Annotated in this window: 19 protein-coding genes; 2 read left to right on the top strand and 17 right to left on the bottom strand. The window is 61.1% G+C overall.

The window, feature by feature from the left end; translation table 11 throughout:
• Window positions 1–3 precede the first annotated feature (3 nt).
• The 6 genes from hemN to ccoG all read right to left on the bottom strand — a co-directional run bounded on the left by hemN (window position 4) and on the right by ccoG (window position 6,931).
• The gene (gene hemN / locus FRT59_RS25050) at window positions 4–1,386 is read right to left on the bottom strand and encodes an oxygen-independent coproporphyrinogen III oxidase (protein ID WP_034119275.1); all 1,383 of its coding nucleotides are present in this window, start codon (window positions 1,384–1,386) and stop codon (window positions 4–6) included.
• A 103-nt stretch (window positions 1,387–1,489) separates the two neighbouring features.
• Window positions 1,490–2,173 carry a sulfite exporter TauE/SafE family protein gene (locus tag FRT59_RS25045; protein ID WP_153872658.1) on the bottom strand — a complete coding sequence of 228 codons (684 nt, stop codon included), beginning with the start codon at window positions 2,171–2,173 and terminating at the stop codon, window positions 1,490–1,492.
• Window positions 2,166–2,378, bottom strand: coding sequence for a cbb3-type cytochrome oxidase assembly protein CcoS (gene ccoS / locus FRT59_RS25040; protein WP_034119272.1), 213 nt, complete (start codon window positions 2,376–2,378; stop codon window positions 2,166–2,168). Before ccoS ends, FRT59_RS25045 begins: the two co-directional genes overlap by 8 nt.
• A gap of 22 nt (window positions 2,379–2,400) precedes the next feature.
• Window positions 2,401–4,845: a heavy metal translocating P-type ATPase gene (locus FRT59_RS25035; RefSeq protein WP_153872657.1), complete on the bottom strand. Its 2,445-nt coding sequence runs from the start codon at window positions 4,843–4,845 to the stop codon at window positions 2,401–2,403.
• A 114-nt stretch (window positions 4,846–4,959) separates the two neighbouring features.
• A complete protein-coding gene (locus FRT59_RS25030) occupies window positions 4,960–5,499 on the bottom strand; it encodes a FixH family protein (protein ID WP_034119270.1) in 540 nt (179 codons plus the stop codon).
• Between the two features lie 16 nt (window positions 5,500–5,515).
• Window positions 5,516–6,931 carry a cytochrome c oxidase accessory protein CcoG gene (ccoG, locus tag FRT59_RS25025; protein WP_034119269.1) on the bottom strand — a complete coding sequence of 472 codons (1,416 nt, stop codon included), beginning with the start codon at window positions 6,929–6,931 and terminating at the stop codon, window positions 5,516–5,518.
• Window positions 6,932–7,362: 431 nt separating this feature from the next.
• Here ccoG and FRT59_RS25020 point away from each other — a divergent pair, with 431 nt between their 5' ends.
• Window positions 7,363–7,749 carry a hypothetical protein gene (locus FRT59_RS25020; protein ID WP_153872656.1) on the top strand — a complete coding sequence of 129 codons (387 nt, stop codon included), beginning with the start codon at window positions 7,363–7,365 and terminating at the stop codon, window positions 7,747–7,749.
• A gap of 73 nt (window positions 7,750–7,822) precedes the next feature.
• Here FRT59_RS25020 and FRT59_RS25015 read toward each other — a convergent pair whose 3' ends face one another.
• From FRT59_RS25015 to ccoN (FRT59_RS24970), 10 genes are all read right to left on the bottom strand, one after another.
• A complete protein-coding gene (locus FRT59_RS25015; RefSeq protein WP_153872655.1) occupies window positions 7,823–8,233 on the bottom strand; it encodes a type II toxin-antitoxin system VapC family toxin in 411 nt (136 codons plus the stop codon).
• Complete coding sequence (locus tag FRT59_RS25010; RefSeq protein ID WP_010208555.1) at window positions 8,233–8,487, bottom strand: type II toxin-antitoxin system Phd/YefM family antitoxin; 255 nt, start codon at window positions 8,485–8,487, stop codon at window positions 8,233–8,235. The genes FRT59_RS25015 and FRT59_RS25010 overlap by 1 nt, the downstream gene beginning before the upstream one ends.
• Before the next feature lie 175 nt (window positions 8,488–8,662).
• Entirely contained in the window at window positions 8,663–9,640 is a 978-nt protein-coding gene (gene ccoP, locus FRT59_RS25005) for a cytochrome-c oxidase, cbb3-type subunit III (RefSeq protein WP_034119264.1), read from the bottom strand.
• Window positions 9,637–9,822 (bottom strand): CcoQ/FixQ family Cbb3-type cytochrome c oxidase assembly chaperone, encoded by a 186-nt coding sequence (locus tag FRT59_RS25000; protein WP_005790274.1) that lies wholly within the window; start codon window positions 9,820–9,822, stop codon window positions 9,637–9,639. Before FRT59_RS25000 ends, ccoP (FRT59_RS25005) begins: the two co-directional genes overlap by 4 nt.
• A gap of 5 nt (window positions 9,823–9,827) precedes the next feature.
• Window positions 9,828–10,436 carry a cytochrome-c oxidase, cbb3-type subunit II gene (gene ccoO, locus FRT59_RS24995; RefSeq protein ID WP_003193167.1) on the bottom strand — a complete coding sequence of 203 codons (609 nt, stop codon included), beginning with the start codon at window positions 10,434–10,436 and terminating at the stop codon, window positions 9,828–9,830.
• Entirely contained in the window at window positions 10,436–11,878 is a 1,443-nt protein-coding gene (gene ccoN, locus FRT59_RS24990) for a cytochrome-c oxidase, cbb3-type subunit I (RefSeq protein WP_034119262.1), read from the bottom strand. The genes ccoO (FRT59_RS24995) and ccoN (FRT59_RS24990) overlap by 1 nt, the downstream gene beginning before the upstream one ends.
• 353 nt (window positions 11,879–12,231) lie before the next feature.
• Entirely contained in the window at window positions 12,232–13,179 is a 948-nt protein-coding gene (ccoP, locus tag FRT59_RS24985; RefSeq protein WP_034119261.1) for a cytochrome-c oxidase, cbb3-type subunit III, read from the bottom strand.
• On the bottom strand, window positions 13,176–13,376 hold the full coding sequence (locus FRT59_RS24980) for a cbb3-type cytochrome oxidase subunit 3 (RefSeq protein WP_003193161.1): 201 nt from the start codon (window positions 13,374–13,376) through the stop codon (window positions 13,176–13,178). The genes ccoP (FRT59_RS24985) and FRT59_RS24980 overlap by 4 nt, the downstream gene beginning before the upstream one ends.
• A gap of 3 nt (window positions 13,377–13,379) precedes the next feature.
• Entirely contained in the window at window positions 13,380–13,988 is a 609-nt protein-coding gene (gene ccoO / locus FRT59_RS24975) for a cytochrome-c oxidase, cbb3-type subunit II (RefSeq protein ID WP_003193159.1), read from the bottom strand.
• Window positions 13,989–13,998: 10 nt separating this feature from the next.
• Window positions 13,999–15,423: a cytochrome-c oxidase, cbb3-type subunit I gene (gene ccoN / locus FRT59_RS24970; RefSeq protein ID WP_034119260.1), complete on the bottom strand. Its 1,425-nt coding sequence runs from the start codon at window positions 15,421–15,423 to the stop codon at window positions 13,999–14,001.
• Window positions 15,424–15,502: 79 nt separating this feature from the next.
• On the opposite strand from ccoN (FRT59_RS24970), the gene FRT59_RS24965 reads away from it, so the two are divergent.
• Window positions 15,503–16,195 (top strand): alpha/beta family hydrolase, encoded by a 693-nt coding sequence (locus FRT59_RS24965; RefSeq protein ID WP_034119259.1) that lies wholly within the window; start codon window positions 15,503–15,505, stop codon window positions 16,193–16,195.
• A gap of 93 nt (window positions 16,196–16,288) precedes the next feature.
• On the opposite strand, the gene FRT59_RS24960 is transcribed toward FRT59_RS24965, so the two are convergent.
• Complete coding sequence (locus FRT59_RS24960; RefSeq protein ID WP_153872654.1) at window positions 16,289–17,854, bottom strand: methyl-accepting chemotaxis protein; 1,566 nt, start codon at window positions 17,852–17,854, stop codon at window positions 16,289–16,291.
• Between the last annotated feature and the right edge of the window lie 7 nt (window positions 17,855–17,861).

The raw sequence follows: 17,861 nt of genomic DNA, 5'->3' as shown, positions 1-17,861 counted from the left end.
GCCTTAGATTACTCGCGAAAATCGCTGCCTGTTCTGATGCTCCAGATAGGCGTCGAACACCATGCACACCGAGCGCACCAGCAAGCGCCCAGCCGGCAGTACACGAATGCCCTGGGCGTCCAGCTCGATCAAGCCATCGGCGGCCATCGTCTCCAACTGCGGCCATAGTTCGGCGAAGTAGCCGCGAAAATCGATGTTATAAACCTGTTCGATCTCCTCGAATTCCAGGCTGAAATTGCAGATCAACTGCTGGATCACTTCCCGTCGCAAACGGTCGTCCGTGGTGCAGACCAAACCGCGGCTGGTCGCCAACTGTGCGCCCGCCAAGGCGTTCTGATACTGGTTGAGGTCGCTGTTGTTCTGGCAATACAGGTCGCCGATCTGGCTGATCGCCGACACCCCCAGCCCAATCAAGTCGCAGTGCCCGTGGGTGGTATAGCCCTGGAAGTTGCGTTGCAGCTTGCCTTCTTCCTGGGCGACGGCCAGTTCGTCGTCCGGCAGGGCAAAGTGGTCCATGCCGATATAGCGGTAGCCGGCCTGGGTCAGTTGTTCGATGGTGGTTTGCAGCATCAGCAGTTTTTCTGCTGGCGAGGGCAGGTCGTCGGTGTTGATTCGTCGCTGGGGCATGAAGCGTTCAGGCAAGTGTGCGTAGTTGAATACGGACAGGCGGTCCGGCTGCAAGCGGATGACTTCTTCCACGGTGCGCGCAAAGGCCAGCGGTGACTGTTTGGGCAAGCCGTAGATCAGGTCGATATTGATCGAACGAAATTGCAGGGTGCGCGCCGCATCGATCACGGCGCGGGTTTCTTCCAGGCTTTGCAGGCGATTGACCGCTCGTTGCACCTCGGGGTCGAGGTCTTGCAGGCCGATGCTCACGCGGTTGAAGCCCAATTCGCGCAGCAGGCCCATGGTGGCCCAGTCGGCTTCGCGCGGGTCGATTTCGATGCCGTAGTCGCCCGAGTCGTCATCCAGCAAATTGAAATGTTGGCGCAGGCGTGTCATCACCTGGCGCAGTTCATCGTGGCTGAGAAAGGTGGGCGTGCCGCCACCGAAATGCAGCTGTTCTACGGGCTGTTTGGGGTCGAGATGGCAAGCCACCAGCTGGATTTCCTGCTCCAGGCGTTGCAGGTAAGCCTGGGCGCGACCGCGGTCCTTGGTGATGACCTTGTTGCAGGCGCAGTAGTAGCAAATGTTGGCGCAGAACGGCACATGCACATACAGCGACAATGGCCGTACGGCCTTGCGGCTGTCACGCAGGGCGTGGAACAGGTCGAAGGTGCCGACCTGGCTGTCGAATTGCACGGCAGTGGGGTAGGACGTGTAGCGCGGCCCCGCCAAGTCGTAGCGGTGAATCAGATCTGTGTCCCAACGAATGGCGTCGAGCATGCGGGCGGTCCCCCGGATTGGCTAGTGGGCCGAGTCTAGGGGCAGGGCAGGGCAGGCATCTTGATTTGCATCAACGGGGAGCGGCGCTATGCCACATGGCCTTTTAATGGCCCATTAGCCAGTGCTGATGCGGGCCTGGCAAGGTCCAGATGCCGAAGATAATCACCAGCACGCCACCGGCCATGCGCACGCTGCGCTTGCGCAAGAGCGTAGTCACGCGTTCGGCCGCCAGCCCGGTCGCCAGCAAAACCGGCCAGGTGCCCAGGCCGAACACCAGCATCAGCAGTGCGCTATCCAGCGCGTTGCCCTGGCTTGCCGCCCACAAAAGGGTGCTGTAGACCAACCCACAGGGCAACCAGCCCCACAGCGCGCCCAGCAGCAAGGCGCGGGGCAGGCTGGACACCGGCAGCAAGCGGTTGGCCACCGGCTGGATAAGCCGCCACAGGCCGCGCCCGAGGCTTTCGATACGGGTGAGGCCGCTCCACCAGCCGGCCAGGTACAAGCCCATGCAGATCAGCAGCAGGCCGGCGAGCACGCGCATGAACATCGCCGCGGGGCTATTGGCTACCGCCCAGCCGGCCAGGCCAATCAGCAACCCGGCCGTGGCATAACTGAGGATGCGCCCCAGGTTGTACGCCAGCAACAGCCGAAAGCGCCGGCTGCGTTGTTCCTTGGGGATCGCCAGGGTCAGCGCACCCATCAGCCCGCCACACATGCCCAGGCAATGGCCGCCGCCGAGCAGGCCGAGGATCAGCGCCGATACCAGCAGTGGCGCCAACTCAAGCATGGGGTGGGGCTTTGGGTGGTTGCTCGGGGCCATTGGCTTCGTCGATGGCGGCCAGGTGATTCGGGTCCTGGTCGTCAAACAACACGCTGTGGGCCGGGCCATCGAGATCCTCGTACTGGCCGCTGTCCACTGCCCAGAAGAAGATGTAGATGGCGACACCCACTAACAGCAGTGCCGCCGGAATCATTACGTATAGAGCTGGCATCTGCACTCCATGCCCGCGCGGCTCAAGCCGGCAGCGGGCGAGTTACTAAGGGGGCGCCTGTGGCTTGCGCGCTCGGCAGGCGAGTCAGGCGCAACGCGTTGAGCACCACGGTCAATGAGCTGAGGGACATGCCGATCGCCGCCCAGATTGGAGTGATCCAACCCAGGGCGGCAAAGGGCAGCATAAGGCCATTGTACAGCCCGGCCCACAGCAGGTTTTCAATGATCACCCGACGGGTGCGTCGCGCCAGGCTGAAGGCTTGCACCAGCGCGTCGAGGCGATTGGACAACAGCACCGCATCGGCGCTGGTTTTTGCCAGGTCGGTGGCCGAGCCCATCGCCACACTGATATCGGCTGCGGCGAGCACGGGCACATCGTTGACGCCATCGCCGAGCATCAGCACCTTGCGTCCTTGCTTGCGCAACTGTTGCAGCACTTGCAGCTTGTCGTCAGGGCGCAGGCCACCGTGGGCTTCGTCGATACCCAGTTCAAAGGCGACACTGGCGACCATCGGCGAACTGTCACCCGACAGCAGCAACGTGCGCCAGCCACGCGCCTTGCATGCGGCCAGCAGGGCCGGCGCGTCGCTGCGCAGGCGGTCGTCCAGCACGAACCAGGCGAGGGCGCCGCCAGGGTCGCCCAGCAGCAGCCATTGCCCCGGCTCATCCGGCGATTCGGGGATCGGGCAACCGCTCAGCTCGCAGACAAACCCGGGCTGGCCAATGCGCAATTGCCGCTCACCTACGCGGCCTTCCAGGCCCAGGCCGGGGAAGCTGAGAACTTCCTCGGCCGCCAGTGGCGCACGGCCGAAGGCGCGGGCAATCGGATGTTCGGAGCGGTTTTCCAGGGCGGCGGCGAGGCCCAGGCATTCGTCGCGGTTCAGCGTGCTCAAGGGGCGGATCGCACGTAACGCCAGGCGGCCTTCCGTCAGCGTGCCGGTCTTGTCGAAAATCACCGTATCAATCTGGTTCAGGCCCTCGAGCACATGGCCGCGGGTCAGCAGCAACCCGAGGGTGTGCAAGGTGCCGGTGGCGGCGGTGAGGGCGGTCGGCGTGGCCAGTGACAGCGCGCACGGGCAGGTCGCCACCAGCATCGCCAACACAATCCAGAACGCCCGAGACGGGTCCAGCTCCCACCACAGCAGGCCGATCAGCGCGGCGGCGATCAGCGAGCACAGCAAGAACCACTGCGCAGCGCGGTCGGCGATTTGCGCCAGGCGCGGCTTCTCGGCCTGGGCGCGCTCCAGCAGGCGCACGATGGCGGACAGGCGCGTGTCATGGCCCAGGGCACGCACCTCGACGCTCAGCGCGCCTTCGACATTCAGCGTGCCGGCCGTGACACTGTCGCCGATCTGCCGGGGTTGCGGCAGGTACTCGCCAGTCAGCAGGGATTCATCGATGCTGGATTGACCGTCGAGAATCACCCCATCCGCTGGCAGCACGGCGCCGGGGTGTACCAGCACGCGATCACCCAGCGCCAATTCACTGAGCAGGATGCGTTCGCTCTGGCCATCGCCTTTCAGGCGCAGGCACGAGGCGGGCAACAGGTTGACCAGTTGGGCGGTGGCCGCTGCGGTGCGTTCCCGGGCGCGGCGCTCAAGGTAACGCCCGGCCAGCAGGAACAGTGCAAACATGCCCACCGCATCGAAATACAATTCGCCCACACCGGTGATCGCGGTCCAGATGCCCGCCAGGTAGGCCCCGCCAATTGCCAGGGACACCGATACGTCCATAGTCAGGTGGCGCGTGCGCAAGTCACGCAGGGCCCCTTTGAAGAACGGTGCGCAGCTGTAGAACACGATGGGCGTGGTGAGAAACATCGCGACCCAACGCAGGATCACATGCAACTCCGGGCTCAGGTCGATATTGAATTCCGGCCAGGTGGCCATGGTTGCCATCATCGCCTGGAACCACAACAACCCGGCAACCCCCAATTGACGCAGGGCCAGGCGGTTCTCGCTGGCCAATTGCTCGGCGGCGCGGTCGGCCTGGTAAGGGTGGGCGGCGTAGCCGATATGGCGCAGCTCGCTGAGCAGTTGGCTCAGCGGCAGTTGCCCATCGGCCCAGCGCACGTGCAGGCGATGATTGGACAGATTCAGCCGCGCCTCGGCTACGGCGGGCAAGCTGCGCAGGTGTTTCTCGATAAGCCAGCCGCAGGCAGCGCAGCTGATGCCTTCCATCAACAGGGTGGTTTCGGCAAGGTCGCCTTGATGGCGCACAAAGGGTTTTTGCACATCGGCGCGGTCGTACAGCGCCAGCTCGTCCACCAGTTGCACCGGCAACGCCTCGGGGTTGGCTGAGGCTTCGCTGCGGTGCTGGTAATAGCTTTCCAGCCCGCCAGCCACGATGGCCTCGGCCACCGCCTGGCAGCCCGGGCAGCACAGTTCGCGGCGTTCGCCGAGGATCTGGGCGGTAAACCGGCTGCCGGAAGGGACGGGCAGGGCGCAGTGGTAGCAGGGGGTGGTCATGGTTCGGGGTCTTTGGTGGCTGGGAGGGCCTCATCGCGGGCAAGCCCGACTTTCACAGGGATCGCGGTGTCCATGTGGGAGAGGGCTTGCCCGCGATGCGCGAAGCGTAATCTTTTACTTCTTCAGGTCTTCAGCACCCTGCAATGGTTCGTCACCCAACAGCAAGTCTTTGGCGTGGCTGACCTCTTCCTCCTCGAACATTCTCCAGGTCTGGTCGCCTTCTACGCCGAGCAATTCCACGAAACGCCGGCCTTCAACCTTGTCGGTGACCTGGCCGATATAACGGCCGGGCTCACTGTCACTGCGGGCCAGGACGATCTTGCGATCCTTCTCCGGCTGGGTCGGAGAAATCAGGTTCAGTTCCAGGGTCCCCGGGCCGCTGTTGCCGGTCAGGAGCAGCTCGACTTCGCCGGTCAGTTCATCCAGGTGCAACTTGGCGCGCAATTGCAGAGTCTGGGCCAGGCGTTCGCGGTCCAGGGAGCGGTTGATGCCTTTGCCGGCCTCGTAGTAGTTGTCGTTGACCAGGTTGTCCGGGTTGTTCACCGCGATGGTCACCATGGACAAGGTCAGTGTCACCGAACAAGCCAGGATAGCGATGATGATCCAGGGCCAGAGGTGCTTGTACCAAGGGCTTGCGGCAGTGGCTGAGGACATTTGTTCTATTCCCTGATTAACGGACTTGTGGGCCGATGAATCGGCTCTTGGCTTCAATATGAACGCTGGTGTCATCGGCATCCTTGAGGATGAACGTCACCTCATTGGTGCTCGACGGCAACTGTTCCGGCGCACTCGACAACTCCACAGGCATGCTGACAATGTCGCCAGCGGCTACCTTGATCTCGCGCCGGCCTTGCAGCTTGAGGTCCGGTAGCCCAGCGGCGTCGAGCACGTAGGTGTGGTCACGCTGGTCTTTGTTCATGATCTTCAGGCTGTAGACGTTCTCGATGCGCCCTTCAGCGTTTTCGCGGTAGAGCACGCGGTCCTTGCTGACATCGAAACCTACCAGCGAGCGCATGAAAAACGCCCCGACCAGCAGGCTGATCATCGCCAGCAGCACCAGCGCATAGCCGATCAGCCGTGGGCGCAACTTGTGAGTCTTCTGCCCGGACAGGTTGTGCTCGGTGGTGTAGCTGATCAGGCCGCGTGGGTACTCCATCTTGTCCATGATGGTGTCGCAGGCATCAATACAGGCGGCGCAGCCGATGCACTCGATTTGCAGGCCGTCGCGGATATCGATACCGGTAGGGCATACCTGCACGCACATCGTGCAGTCGATGCAGTCGCCCAGGCCCTGGGCCTTGTAGTCGATGCCCTTTTTACGCGGGCCACGCACTTCGCCGCGGCGCGGGTCATAGGAAACGATCAGGGTGTCCTTATCGAACATCACACTCTGGAAGCGCGCATACGGGCACATGTAGATGCACACCTGTTCGCGCAGCCAGCCAGCGTTACCGTAGGTGGCGAGGGTGAAGAAGCCGACCCAGAAATACGACCAGCCATCGGCCTGGCCGGTGAAGAAATCGAACACCAGTTCGCGGATCGGCGAGAAGTAGCCGACGAAGGTCATGCCGGTGGCGAAGCCGATCAGCAACCACAGGGTGTGCTTGCTGAATTTGCGCAGGAACTTGTTGGCACCCATGGGCGCCTTGTCCAGCTTGATGCGCTGGTTACGGTCGCCTTCGGTAACCTTTTCGCACCACATGAAGATCCATGTCCACACGCTTTGCGGGCAGGTATAGCCGCACCACACACGCCCGGCATACACGGTGATAAAGAACAGGCCAAACGCCGCAACGATAAGAATGCCCGAGAGCAGAATGAAGTCCTGAGGCCAGAAGGTCGCGCCAAAAATGAAGAACTTGCGTTCCGGCAGGTTCCACCACACCGCCTGGTGACCGCCCCAATTCAGCCACACAGTGCCGAAGTAGAGCAGGAACAACCCGGCACCACCGAGCATGCGCAGGTTGCGGAACAGGCCGGTGAAGGCGCGAGTGTAGATTTTCTCTCGCGACGCGTAGAGGTCCACGCTGTTATTCGGGTTTTTGGCAGGCGGGGTAACGTCATGTACCGGTATCTGGTTGCTCATCATTGCATCCCACGGCGGTGGAGATTTGCCTCGGCCAGTACGTGCCAACCGGGGTCAAATTAAGGGTGTTGCAGTGGCCTAATGATACGCCCCCGTGGGCATTCAAAGGGTGCGACCTTTGGTCGCGTTGGGGGAAATCAATTGATGGTGTACGTGACCTGGATCAATTGACTTGTCGAGTATGGACGATTTTTGCGAAAACTGAGGTCATTCGTTTGCTTCAAAGGGTGGGCGCGGCGTGAAGTAATCAAGGTGTGACGGTTTTTTACAGCACTACATGATTGTTTAGTCAGTTATTAATATTCGCATATCTGTGTAAATAAACATGTGTATGACGCTGTATGTATTTCGGGAACGGCTGTTTGTTAATCGGTACTCAAGGGGACACCGCTCAAACTTGACCGGTGAAACTACGAGAGGAGTACATAGATATGGAAGTTGGAACGTTTTCTCCCCAGCAGCCCGCTGCTGGGCTGTACGAGCAAAAGCCGACAGGAGCGTTAATGCCGAGGCTCGACCCTGCCAAAGTTGCGCAGATGGCCGTGCACTACTTTCCCAGGTTGGAAGACGCTGACAAAAAAGGGTATATCACCCAGGACTCGCTCAAGATGGCCGCTGAAGGCCCTGACGAAATGATCGGGCGTGTGGCATATGCGTTGCTGGACAGTAAAGACTTGCTGCAATTTGCCGGTAGCGGTACGGATAACTATTCATTTGATCGGTTCCTAGAGGTGGTAATCAACTCTCGGCCGCTCGAGCTTTATAAACGCGAACAGAACCGGCCTAGGCCGCCCGTGTACGGTCAACCACGTCTCTAACTCGCTGACCGTACTCATAAAACGCTCCACCGATGTTAATCGGTGGGGCTTTCTGGCGTGCGATGCGCAAGCGTCATTCTCCCCAGGGGTTTATCAGTGGGACACCGCTCGATTGAAAGTCGCTGATGTTGCGAGTAACCACGGTAAGTCCGTGAACCAGAGCGGTCGCGGCAATCAGGGCATCACTTTCATTGGTTCGATCCGGAACATGCAAATGCGCACAACGCAGTGCCACCGCAGCGTCAACCGGCAGGATCCGGGCATCGAAAGCCGGCATCACATGGCGTTTTAACCAGGTCCGCAAAACCTTCCCTTGCGCCGGGTCTCGCCGCTCTATGCGCAAGACTCCGGTTTCCAACTCTTTCAACGTAATGGCCGAGATAAACATGCGCGGGGCAATAACGCTTTTTGCCCAGGCCACCACGTTTGCGTCAGCCTGAGGTTTACGAAGTTCGGAAATAACGTTGGTGTCGAGTAGATACATCAAGAAAGGTCCACGGGTCGATGAGTGATCACGGCACGTTCGGTTTCGAAGTCGATATCGGCCGCCTCCGGCATCACCAACAGGTCAACGATGTCGGCATTGAGGCCTGTCAGTTTTTGGTAGTCCTCAATGCTTAGCAGTACATGGGCAGGCTTGCCGCGGTCAGTGATAAAAACCGGGCCTTGGCGCGCGGCTTTTTTGGCACCGCTTGTGTCTTGGTTGAATTCGCGGCTGGAAATGGTCGTGATGGTCATGGGGCGGCCCCCTTTGGTGGATAGGATGTAGTTACGTTACTACTCTGCGGTGTGGCCCTGCAAGCCTGGGTCTACAAGCGGTAGTGCGTTGCTGCCTGGAAAGACTCCCGGAGCCAGAAACAACAAAGCCCCGCCAGCTTTCGCTGCGCGGGGCTTTGTTGTTTTTCAGGCCTTCTTACTGTTCCTCGGCCTTCTTATCCCCATGGGACAAGCTGTACACATACGCCGCCAGCAAATGCACCTTGTCATTACCCTGCAACAGTTCCTGCGCAGGCATCTGGCCCTGGCGACCATAGCGAATGGTCTGCTGCAGTTGCGCAAAGCTCGAACCGTAGATGAACGCGCCTGGGTGGGTCAGATCCGGCGCGCCCATGGCTGGCGTGCCCTTACCGGCCGGGCCGTGGCAGGCTACGCAGTTGGCGGCGAAGAGTTTCTCACCGTTGGCTACGTCGGCCTTGGCGCCTTCCGGAAGCTTGCGGCCGTCGAGGTTGGTCACCACAAAGCCCGCAACATCGGCCACACCTTGCTCGCCGATGACTTCGGCCCAGCCTGGCATCACCGCGTGGCGGCCTTGCATGATGGTTTGCTTGATGGTTTCCGGTTCGCCGCCCCAGCGCCAGTCGGCGTCGGTCAGGTTGGGGAAGCCGTAGGCGCCCTTGGCGTCGGAGCCGTGGCACACCGAGCAGTTGGAGGCAAACAGGCGGCCGCCCATTTTCAAGGCTTGTGGGTCCTTGGCGACTTCTTCAATCGGCATGGAGGCGAACTTGGCGAAGATCGGCCCGAACTTGGCCTCCGACCTGGCCATTTCCTTTTCCCACTCGTGCACACCCGTCCAGCCGGTCTGGCCGTTGGCGAAAGAAGTTTGCTTGTCGTTGTCGAGGTAGTTGTAACCCGGCAGCAAGCCCTTCCAGTTGCCCAGGCCGGGGTACAGCACCAGGTAGCCAAGAGCAAAGACGATGGTGCCGACAAACAGCATGAACCACCATTTGGGCAGTGGGTTGTCGTACTCCTCGATGCCATCGAACGAGTGGCCGACGGTCTCGTCCGTCTGTTCGGTGCGCTGGCCCTTGCGGGTCGACAGCAGCAGCCAGGTCAGGGCGAAGATGGTACCCAGACTGAGGACTGTGACGTACAGACTCCAGAACGTAGTCATTCTTTGTTACTCCTAGAAGCTTGCTCGACGTGCTTGATGGCTTCGGGGTCATCCGCAAAGGGCAGCATGGTCGCGTCGTCAAACTCCGACTTGCGCCGCGGGCTGAACACCCACAACGCCAGGCCGACAAAGGCCACCATCACCACAACGGTGCCCAGGCCACGAATCATCCCGATATCCATGTAGGTCACCGTTTGCTTTTGATGATGGTGCCAAGGCCTTGCAGGTAGGCCACCAATGCGTCCATTTCGGTCTTGCCTTTCACGGCGGCGGCCGCACCGGCGATGTCTTCGTCGGTGTAGGGCACGCCCAGGGTGCGCAAGACTTCCATCTTCTTCGCGGTGTCCTTGCCGTCGAGCTTGTTTTCCACGAGGAACGGGTACGCCGGCATTTTCGACTCAGGCACCACGTTGCGCGGGTTGTACAAGTGCGCACGCTGCCAGTCATCGGAGTAACGCCCGCCAACACGGGCCAGGTCCGGGCCGGTGCGCTTGGAGCCCCACAGGAACGGGTGGTCCCACACGCTTTCACCGGCGACCGAATAGTGGCCGTAGCGTTCGGTTTCGGCGCGGAATGGGCGGATCATCTGCGAATGGCAGCCCACGCAACCGTTGGCGATATAGACGTCGCGGCCTTCCAGTTCAAGGGCGGTGCGTGGCTTCATGCCTTCGACCGGCTTGTTGGTCACGTCCTGGAAAAACAACGGAACGATCTGGGTCAGGCCGCCGATACTCACGGCGATGACCATGAAGAAGGCCAGCAGGCCGATATTCTTCTCGACTACTTCATGCTTCATCAGTGAGCTCCCACAACGGCGATCTTGGCGGCGGCTTCGGCTTCTACAGGGTCGGAGGCACGCACGGTGCGCCAGACGTTGTAGGCCATCAACAGCATGCCGCTGGCAAAGAACGCACCGCCCAGGGCGCGGACGATAAAGCCCGGGTGGCTGGCTTGCAGCGCTTCGACGAAGGAGTAGGTGAGGGTGCCGTCATCGTTGATCGCACGCCACATCAGGCCCTGGGTTATGCCGTTGACCCACATGGAGGCGATGTAGAGCACGGTGCCGATGGTGGCCAGCCAGAAGTGCGCGTTGATCAGCCCGACGCTGTGCATCTGCACGCGGCCGAACAGTTTGGGGATCATGTGGTACAGCGCGCCGATGGAGATCATTGCCACCCAGCCCAGAGCGCCGGCGTGTACGTGGCCGATGGTCCAGTCGGTGTAGTGGGACAGCGAGTTGACGGTCTTGATCGCCATCATCGGCCCTTCGAAGGTCGACATGCCGTAGAAGGCCAGGGAGACAACCAGAAAGCGCAGGATCGGGTCGGTGCGCAGTTTATGCCAGGCGCCCGAGAGGGTCATCATGCCGTTGATCATGCCACCCCAACTGGGCGCCAGCAGGATGATCGACATTGCCATGCCCAGGGACTGGGCCCAGTCCGGCAGGGCGGTGTAGTGCAGGTGGTGCGGGCCGGCCCAGATATACAGGGTGATCAGCGCCCAAAAGTGCACGATGGACAGGCGATAGGAGTAGATCGGGCGCTCGGCCTGTTTCGGCACGAAGTAGTACATCATCCCCAGGAAGCCGGTGGTGAGGAAGAAGCCTACGGCGTTGTGGCCGTACCACCACTGGATCATCGCATCCGTCGCACCGGAATAGGCCGAGTAGGACTTGAACAGGCTGACCGGCAGCGAGGCGTGGTTGACGATGTGCAGCATCGCCGTCACCAGGATGAACGCGCCGTAGAACCAGTTGCCCACATAAATGTGCTTGGTCTTGCGCTTGACGATGGTGCCAAAGAACACCACCGCGTAGGTCACCCAGACGATGGCGAGCAAAATGGCGATCGGCCATTCCAGCTCGGCATATTCCTTGGTGGTGGTGTAGCCCAGGGGCAGGCTGATGATGGCGCCGACGATGACCGCCTGCCAGCCCCAGAAGGTAAAGGCTGCAAGGCCGTCGGAGATCAATCGCGTCTGGCAGGTGCGTTGCACGACATAGTAGGAGGTGGCAAACAGCGCACATCCGCCGAAGGCAAAGATCACCAGGTTGGTATGCAGCGGGCGCAGACGACCGAAGGTCGTCCATGGCAGGTCGAAATTCAATTGCGGCCAGACCAGTTGCGAGGCGATGAACACCCCGAGCCCCATGCCAAGGATCCCCCAGACCACCGTCATGATGGCGAACTGGCGGACTACCTTATAGTTATAAGCAGTCGGACTGATTGCTGTGCTCATTCTAAGGTTCCACGGTTTAGGTTTTTTTATAGGTAAAATCGGTCGCAAGTATGTAGAAACCGAGGGGCCATTGCAACGCAATGACTGACCTGTATCAATGCGTTCCACGCCAGATTCTGCGCCCTTTCCATGTTTGGCGTAAGGATTAAATCCGAAATAGAAAGCTGATCAAGTGGACAGGAATTTTGGAGGGCGCAACGGATCCCGCCGCCTACGCCAGAATTGCTCCACTGTGGGAACAAGCGTAGACCCGAATATGAGGAGGGGAAAGTTGGGTGTCGCAAGGGTGCGACACTTGGTCGCGACTTGTGCCTGTGGCGAGGGAGCTTGCTCCCGCGCCACAGGTAGAGCGCTTACTGAGGTTGGCTTTCTGGCATTGCACCATCAGCGTTATGGGAGAGGCTGTACACGTACGCCGCCAGCAGGTGCACCTTGTCGTTGCCTTGCAACATCTCCTGGGCCGGCATCTGGCCCTGGCGACCATGGCGAATGGTCTGTTGCAACTGCGCCAGGCTGGTGCCGTAGATAAAGCCGGCGGGCTCGGTCAGGTTCGGCGCACCCATGGCTTCCACGCCGTGGCCTTGCGGGCCGTGGCAGGCTACGCAAGTGGTGCTGAATGCAGCTTGGCCGGCGGCCAGGTCGGCGGTGTTGTCCGCCGGCAAGGGCAGCTTGGCCAGGTCGTGGCGAACATAGGCGGCAACGTTCTTCACCCCGTCCTCGCCCAGCACTTCACCCCAGGCTGGCATTGCCGCGTGGCGACCGCTCATGATGGTGGCCTTGATTGCCTCGGCCGAACCGCCCCAGCGCCAGTTGCTGTCCGCCAGGTTCGGGAAGCCATAGGCGCCCTTGGCATCCGAGCCGTGGCACACCGCGCAGTTGGAGGCGAACAGGCGACCACCCATCTTCAACGCTTGTGGGTCCTTGGCGACTTCTTCTACCGGCATCGCCGCGAACTTGGCGTAGATCGGCCCGAACTTGGCGTCGGCCCTGGCCATTTCCTTGTCCCATTCCTTGGTCTGGGTCCAGCCGTCTTCATAGCCCGGCAACACGCCTTTCCAGTTGCCCAGGCCCGGGTAGAGGATCAGGTAGCCGACGGCAAACACCAGGGTGCCGGCGAACAACATGAACCACCACTGGGGCAGTGGGTTGTCGTATTCCTCGATACCGTCGAAGGCGTGGCCCATGGTCTGGTCGACGCTGCCCTTGGTTTCGCCCTTGCGGGTGCCGACCAAAAGCCAGGTCAGGCCGATCAGGCTGCCGAGGGTCAATACGCAGATCCATGTACTCCAGAAGGTAGTCATGGCCGAGTGCTCCTTGTTGCTGGCTCTGCTTGAGCGTCGGGTGGGGAAGGTTCATCGGCAAACGGCAGCAGGCGGGCCTGCTCGAATTCCGCATTGCGGCGGTTGTTGAAGACCCACAGCGACAGGCCGATAAAGGCGATGGCGACCACCAGCGTGCCGAGGCCGCGGATGGTGCCCGCATCGAATTCAAATCCCATGGCTCACCTCTTGCTCTTGATGGCAGTGCCGAGCACTTGCAGGTAGGAAACCAGCGCGTCCATCTCGGTCTTGCCCTTGAGGCTGGCGACGGCGCCATTGATGTCGTCGTCGGTGTAGGGCACGCCGAGGGTGCGCATCACTTTCAACTTGGTCTCGGTGTGGCTGCTGTCCACGGCGGCGGTAACCAGCCACGGATACGCCGGCATTTTCGACTCCGGTACCACGTTGCGCGGGTTGTACAAGTGCGCGCGGTGCCAGTCGTCCGAGTAGCGCGCGCCGACGCGGGCCAGGTCCGGCCCGGTGCGCTTGGAGCCCCACAGGAACGGGTGGTCCCACACGCTTTCGCCTGCCACCGAGTAGTGGCCGTAGCGTTCGGTCTCGGCGCGGAAAGGGCGGATCATCTGCGAGTGGCACTGTACGCAGCCCTCGCGGATGTAGATGTCGCGGCCTTCCAGTTGCAGCGCGGTGTAGGGCTTCATGCCTTCCACCGGCTTGTTGGTCACGTCCTGGAAGAACAGCGGGACGATCTGGGTCAAGCCGCCGATGCTCACGGCGAGCACCATCAGCAGCATCAACAGGCCGACGTTCTTTTCAATCGTTTCGTGTTTCATCATCGACTCCTCAGGCCATCTGCGCTGCAGCGGTGACTTCGGCAGGTTGCGCCGAACGCACGGTGCGCCAAGTGTTGTAAGCCATCAGGAACATGCCGCTGAGGAAGATGGCACCGCCTACCAACCGCACAATGAAGCCTGGGTGGCTGGCCACCAGGGTTTCGACGAACGAGTAGGTCAAGGTGCCGTCTTCGTTGACCGCACGCCACATCAGGCCCTGGGCGATGCCGTTGACCCACATCGAGGCGATGTAGAGCACGGTGCCGATGGTGGCCAGCCAGAAGTGCGCGTTGATCAGGCCGAGGCTGTACATCTGCTCGCGACCGAAGACTTTCGGGATCATGTGGTACAGCGCGCCGATGGAAATCATCGCCACCCAACCCAGCGCCCCGGCGTGTACGTGGCCGATGGTCCAATCGGTGTAGTGGGAGAGGGCGTTGACGGTCTTGATCGCCATCATCGGGCCTTCGAAGGTCGACATACCGTAGAACGCCAGGGACACCACCAGGAAGCGCAGGATCGGGTCGCTGCGCAACTTATGCCAGGCACCCGATAGAGTCATCATGCCGTTGATCATGCCGCCCCAGCTCGGGGCCAGCAGCACCAGCGACATCACCATGCCCAGGGACTGCGCCCAGTCTGGCAGGGCGGTGTAGTGCAAGTGGTGCGGGCCGGCCCAGATATACAGGGTGATCAGTGCCCAGAAGTGCACGATGGACAAGCGATAGGAATACACCGGACGCTCGGCCTGCTTGGGCACGAAGTAGTACATCATCCCGAGAAAGCCCGCAGTGAGGAAAAAGCCCACAGCGTTATGCCCATACCACCACTGCACCATGGCATCCGTCGCACCACCGTACAGCGAGTAGGACTTGGTCAGGCTGACCGGGATTTCCAGGTTATTGACGATATGCAGGATCGCCACGGTGATGATGAACGCACCGAAGAACCAGTTACCAACGTAGATGTGCTTGGTGTTGCGCTTCATGATCGTGCCGAAGAACACGATGGCATAGGCGACCCAGACGATGGTGATCAGGATGTCGATCGGCCATTCCAGCTCGGCGTATTCCTTGGAGCTGGTGTAGCCCAGCGGCAAGCTGATGGCAGCCAGCAGGATAACAAGCTGCCAGCCCCAGAAGCAGAACGCGGCGACTTTCGGCGCGAACAGTTGCGTCTGGCAGGTACGCTGCACCGAGTAGAACGAGCTGGCAAACAGTGCGCAGCCACCAAAGGCGAAGATCACCGCGTTGGTGTGCAACGGGCGCAGGCGGCCGAAGCTGGTCCAGGGCAAATCAAAGTTGAGCGCAGGCCATACCAATTGGGCAGCGAGAAAAACCCCGAGCCCCATGCCGACGATGCCCCACACCACCGTCATAATGGCGAATTGGCGGACCACCTTGTAGTTATAGGCGGTACTTAAAGTAGTGTTCATGGTTCCCCATCCACGGTTCAACCCAAGCAAATGCGGCACTTGGGCTGGAGTTATAGGCAGACTAAAAAGCGAGGCAAGCATGGGCAAAGAGCACAAGGCCAGTATTGACGGGGATCAATGGGCGCAGTGTGTGCGCGAACGCGGCTGGCTGTGGAATGTCGCCACGGGCAAGACGTCGGGCGAGCCGGTCACGTTGATCCTGGCCCACGGCGCCGGCGCACCGATGGACTCGGCGTTCATGAGCGACATGGCTGAACGCCTTGCCGGGCATGGCGTGAACGTGCTGCGCTTCGAGTTCCCGTACATGGCCCAGCGCCGGGTGGACGGCGGCAAACGCCCGCCGAATCCGGCGCCCAAACTGCTGGAATGCTGGCGCGAGGTGTATGCCCAGGTGCGACGTCATGTCGCTGGGACACTGGCGATTGGCGGCAAGTCCATGGGCGGGCGGATGGCGAGTTTAGTAGCCGACGAGTTGGGTGCCGATGGCTTGGTGTGCCTGGGCTATCCGTTCTATGCAGTGGGCAAGCCGGAAAAACCACGGGTGGAGCATCTGGCCGGGTTGAAGACGCCGACCTTGATTGTGCAGGGCGAGCGTGATGCGCTGGGTAATCGGCAGGCAGTGCAAGGCTATGAGTTGTCGCCGAACATCGAGGTGATGTGGCGGGTGGCGGGGGATCATGATTTGAAGCCGCTAAAGGCTTCGGGGTTCAGCCATGAGCAGCATCTGGAGGCTGCGGCAGTGCAAGTGGCTGAGTTTCTCGGCGCCTGTTAGGGCCTATCGGGGGCAAGCCCCTCCCACATTCGACCGAGTTCCAACTTTGGAATAGGGTCAAAATGTGGGAGGGGGCTTGCCCCCGATTGCGGTCTACCGGTTAAAGCGCTCTACCAGCGAGTACTGGGTATTCGCGGTATGAGTCAGTTCCTCACTCAACTGCGCCGAGTTCATCGCCTGCTCTGACGTCTCATCCGCCAACAGCGCAATGGTGCTGATATTACGGCTGATCTCTTCAGCAACAGCGCTTTGCTCCTCGGTGGCAGCGGCGATCTGGGTAGTCATATCGGTGATATTCGCCACCGCCTCACTGATACCCACCAAGGCCTGGTCCGCTTCCATTACCCGCGCTACACCCTCTTCAGCCTGGCGATGCCCGGCGTCCATGGTTTGCACGGCCGCAGCCGCCGTGTGTTGCAGCTTGGCGATCAAGGCATGGATCTGCCCGGTGGACTCAGCGGTACGCTGCGCCAGTTGGCGCACTTCGTCAGCCACCACCGCAAAACCACGGCCCATCTCCCCGGCACGCGCCGCTTCGATGGCCGCGTTGAGGGCCAACAGGTTGGTCTGGTCGGCGATGCCTTTGATCACATCGACCACGCCGCCGATTTCATCGCTGTCCTTGGCCAATTGGGTGACGGTCACGCCCGTCTCGCCCACGGCCACCGACAGCCGTTGAATCGCCTCGCGGGTTTCCCCGGCGATATCGCGGCCGCGGCCGGTCAGGCGGTTGGCTTCCTGGGTGGCGTCGGCGGTGCGCTGTACATGGCTGGCCACTTCCTGAGTGGTCGCCGCCATCTGGTTGACCGCTGTGGCCACCTGTTCGGTTTCCACGCGCTGGCGTTCCAGGCCGCTGGAGCTGTTGTGCGCCAGGGTGTTGGACTGCGCCGCCTGGGCGTTGAGGTGCTCGGCAGTGTCCTGCAACCGAGTCAGGCAGGTCTTAAGACGTGCTTCCTGGCTGAGGATCGACATTTCCAGTCGCGCTTGGGCGCCACGGCTGTCGGTGTACATCTGCGCGATCAACGGGTCGGAGGTGGTCTGCTCGGCCAGGCGCAGCAAACGCTTGAGGCCGCGTTGTTGCCAGCTCAGGCCCAGCAGGCCCAACGGCACCGACAGACCCGCCGCCAAGGCAAAGCCCCAGTGGGAGTTGAGCGACGCGCCGATCATGAAGCTCAACTGGCTGACCAGGATAAACGGCAGCCAGTCCTGCAGCACCGGCAGCCATTTGTCCCGCTGAGGAACGGCCGACTTGCCCTGGTTGATGCGTTGATAGAGCGCTTCGGCCCGGCGGATCTGCTCGGCGGTGGGCTTGATGCGCACCGATTCGTAGCCGATCACCTGGTTGCCGTCGAAGACCGGTGTTACGTAGGCGTTCACCCAGTAGTGGTCACCGGTCTTGCAGCGATTCTTGACAATGCCCATCCATGGCAAGCCTTGTTTGAGCGTTGACCACATATGCGCGAATACCGCTGCCGGAACGTCCGGGTGACGTACCAGATTGTGCGGGGCACGGATCAGTTCGTCGTGGGTGAACCCACTGATTTCGACAAACGCGTCGTTGCAGTAGGTAATGACACCCTTGGCATCTGTGGTGGAGATCAACCGTTGCTGAGCGGGGAAGGTACGTTCGCGCTGGGTAACGGGTTGGTTATTACGCATGATTGTT

It is taken from the genome of Pseudomonas haemolytica (assembly GCF_009659625.1).
GTDB classification, from domain to species: Bacteria; Pseudomonadota; Gammaproteobacteria; order Pseudomonadales; family Pseudomonadaceae; genus Aquipseudomonas; species Aquipseudomonas haemolytica.
The sequence above is the reverse complement of the archived record's forward strand: the minus strand, read 5'-3'. Positions and strand labels throughout refer to the sequence as shown.

What these genes read in the sequence shown, in the direction of transcription:
- hemN (WP_034119275.1), bottom strand. Translation starts at nt 1,386, where the DNA reads ATGCTCGACGCCATTCGTTGGGACACAGATCTGATTCACCGCTACGAC.
- FRT59_RS25045 (WP_153872658.1), bottom strand. Translation starts at nt 2,173, where the DNA reads ATGCTTGAGTTGGCGCCACTGCTGGTATCGGCGCTGATCCTCGGCCTG.
- ccoS (WP_034119272.1), bottom strand. Translation starts at nt 2,378, where the DNA reads ATGCCAGCTCTATACGTAATGATTCCGGCGGCACTGCTGTTAGTGGGT.
- FRT59_RS25035 (WP_153872657.1), bottom strand. Translation starts at nt 4,845, where the DNA reads ATGACCACCCCCTGCTACCACTGCGCCCTGCCCGTCCCTTCCGGCAGC.
- FRT59_RS25030 (WP_034119270.1), bottom strand. Translation starts at nt 5,499, where the DNA reads ATGTCCTCAGCCACTGCCGCAAGCCCTTGGTACAAGCACCTCTGGCCC.
- ccoG (WP_034119269.1), bottom strand. Translation starts at nt 6,931, where the DNA reads ATGAGCAACCAGATACCGGTACATGACGTTACCCCGCCTGCCAAAAAC.
- FRT59_RS25020 (WP_153872656.1), top strand. Translation starts at nt 7,363, where the DNA reads ATGGAAGTTGGAACGTTTTCTCCCCAGCAGCCCGCTGCTGGGCTGTAC.
- FRT59_RS25015 (WP_153872655.1), bottom strand. Translation starts at nt 8,233, where the DNA reads ATGTATCTACTCGACACCAACGTTATTTCCGAACTTCGTAAACCTCAG.
- FRT59_RS25010 (WP_010208555.1), bottom strand. Translation starts at nt 8,487, where the DNA reads ATGACCATCACGACCATTTCCAGCCGCGAATTCAACCAAGACACAAGC.
- ccoP (WP_034119264.1), bottom strand. Translation starts at nt 9,640, where the DNA reads ATGACTACGTTCTGGAGTCTGTACGTCACAGTCCTCAGTCTGGGTACC.
- FRT59_RS25000 (WP_005790274.1), bottom strand. Translation starts at nt 9,822, where the DNA reads ATGGATATCGGGATGATTCGTGGCCTGGGCACCGTTGTGGTGATGGTG.
- ccoO (WP_003193167.1), bottom strand. Translation starts at nt 10,436, where the DNA reads ATGAAGCATGAAGTAGTCGAGAAGAATATCGGCCTGCTGGCCTTCTTC.
- ccoN (WP_034119262.1), bottom strand. Translation starts at nt 11,878, where the DNA reads ATGAGCACAGCAATCAGTCCGACTGCTTATAACTATAAGGTAGTCCGC.
- ccoP (WP_034119261.1), bottom strand. Translation starts at nt 13,179, where the DNA reads ATGACTACCTTCTGGAGTACATGGATCTGCGTATTGACCCTCGGCAGC.
- FRT59_RS24980 (WP_003193161.1), bottom strand. Translation starts at nt 13,376, where the DNA reads ATGGGATTTGAATTCGATGCGGGCACCATCCGCGGCCTCGGCACGCTG.
- ccoO (WP_003193159.1), bottom strand. Translation starts at nt 13,988, where the DNA reads ATGAAACACGAAACGATTGAAAAGAACGTCGGCCTGTTGATGCTGCTG.
- ccoN (WP_034119260.1), bottom strand. Translation starts at nt 15,423, where the DNA reads ATGAACACTACTTTAAGTACCGCCTATAACTACAAGGTGGTCCGCCAA.
- FRT59_RS24965 (WP_034119259.1), top strand. Translation starts at nt 15,503, where the DNA reads ATGGGCAAAGAGCACAAGGCCAGTATTGACGGGGATCAATGGGCGCAG.
- FRT59_RS24960 (WP_153872654.1), bottom strand. Translation starts at nt 17,854, where the DNA reads ATGCGTAATAACCAACCCGTTACCCAGCGCGAACGTACCTTCCCCGCT.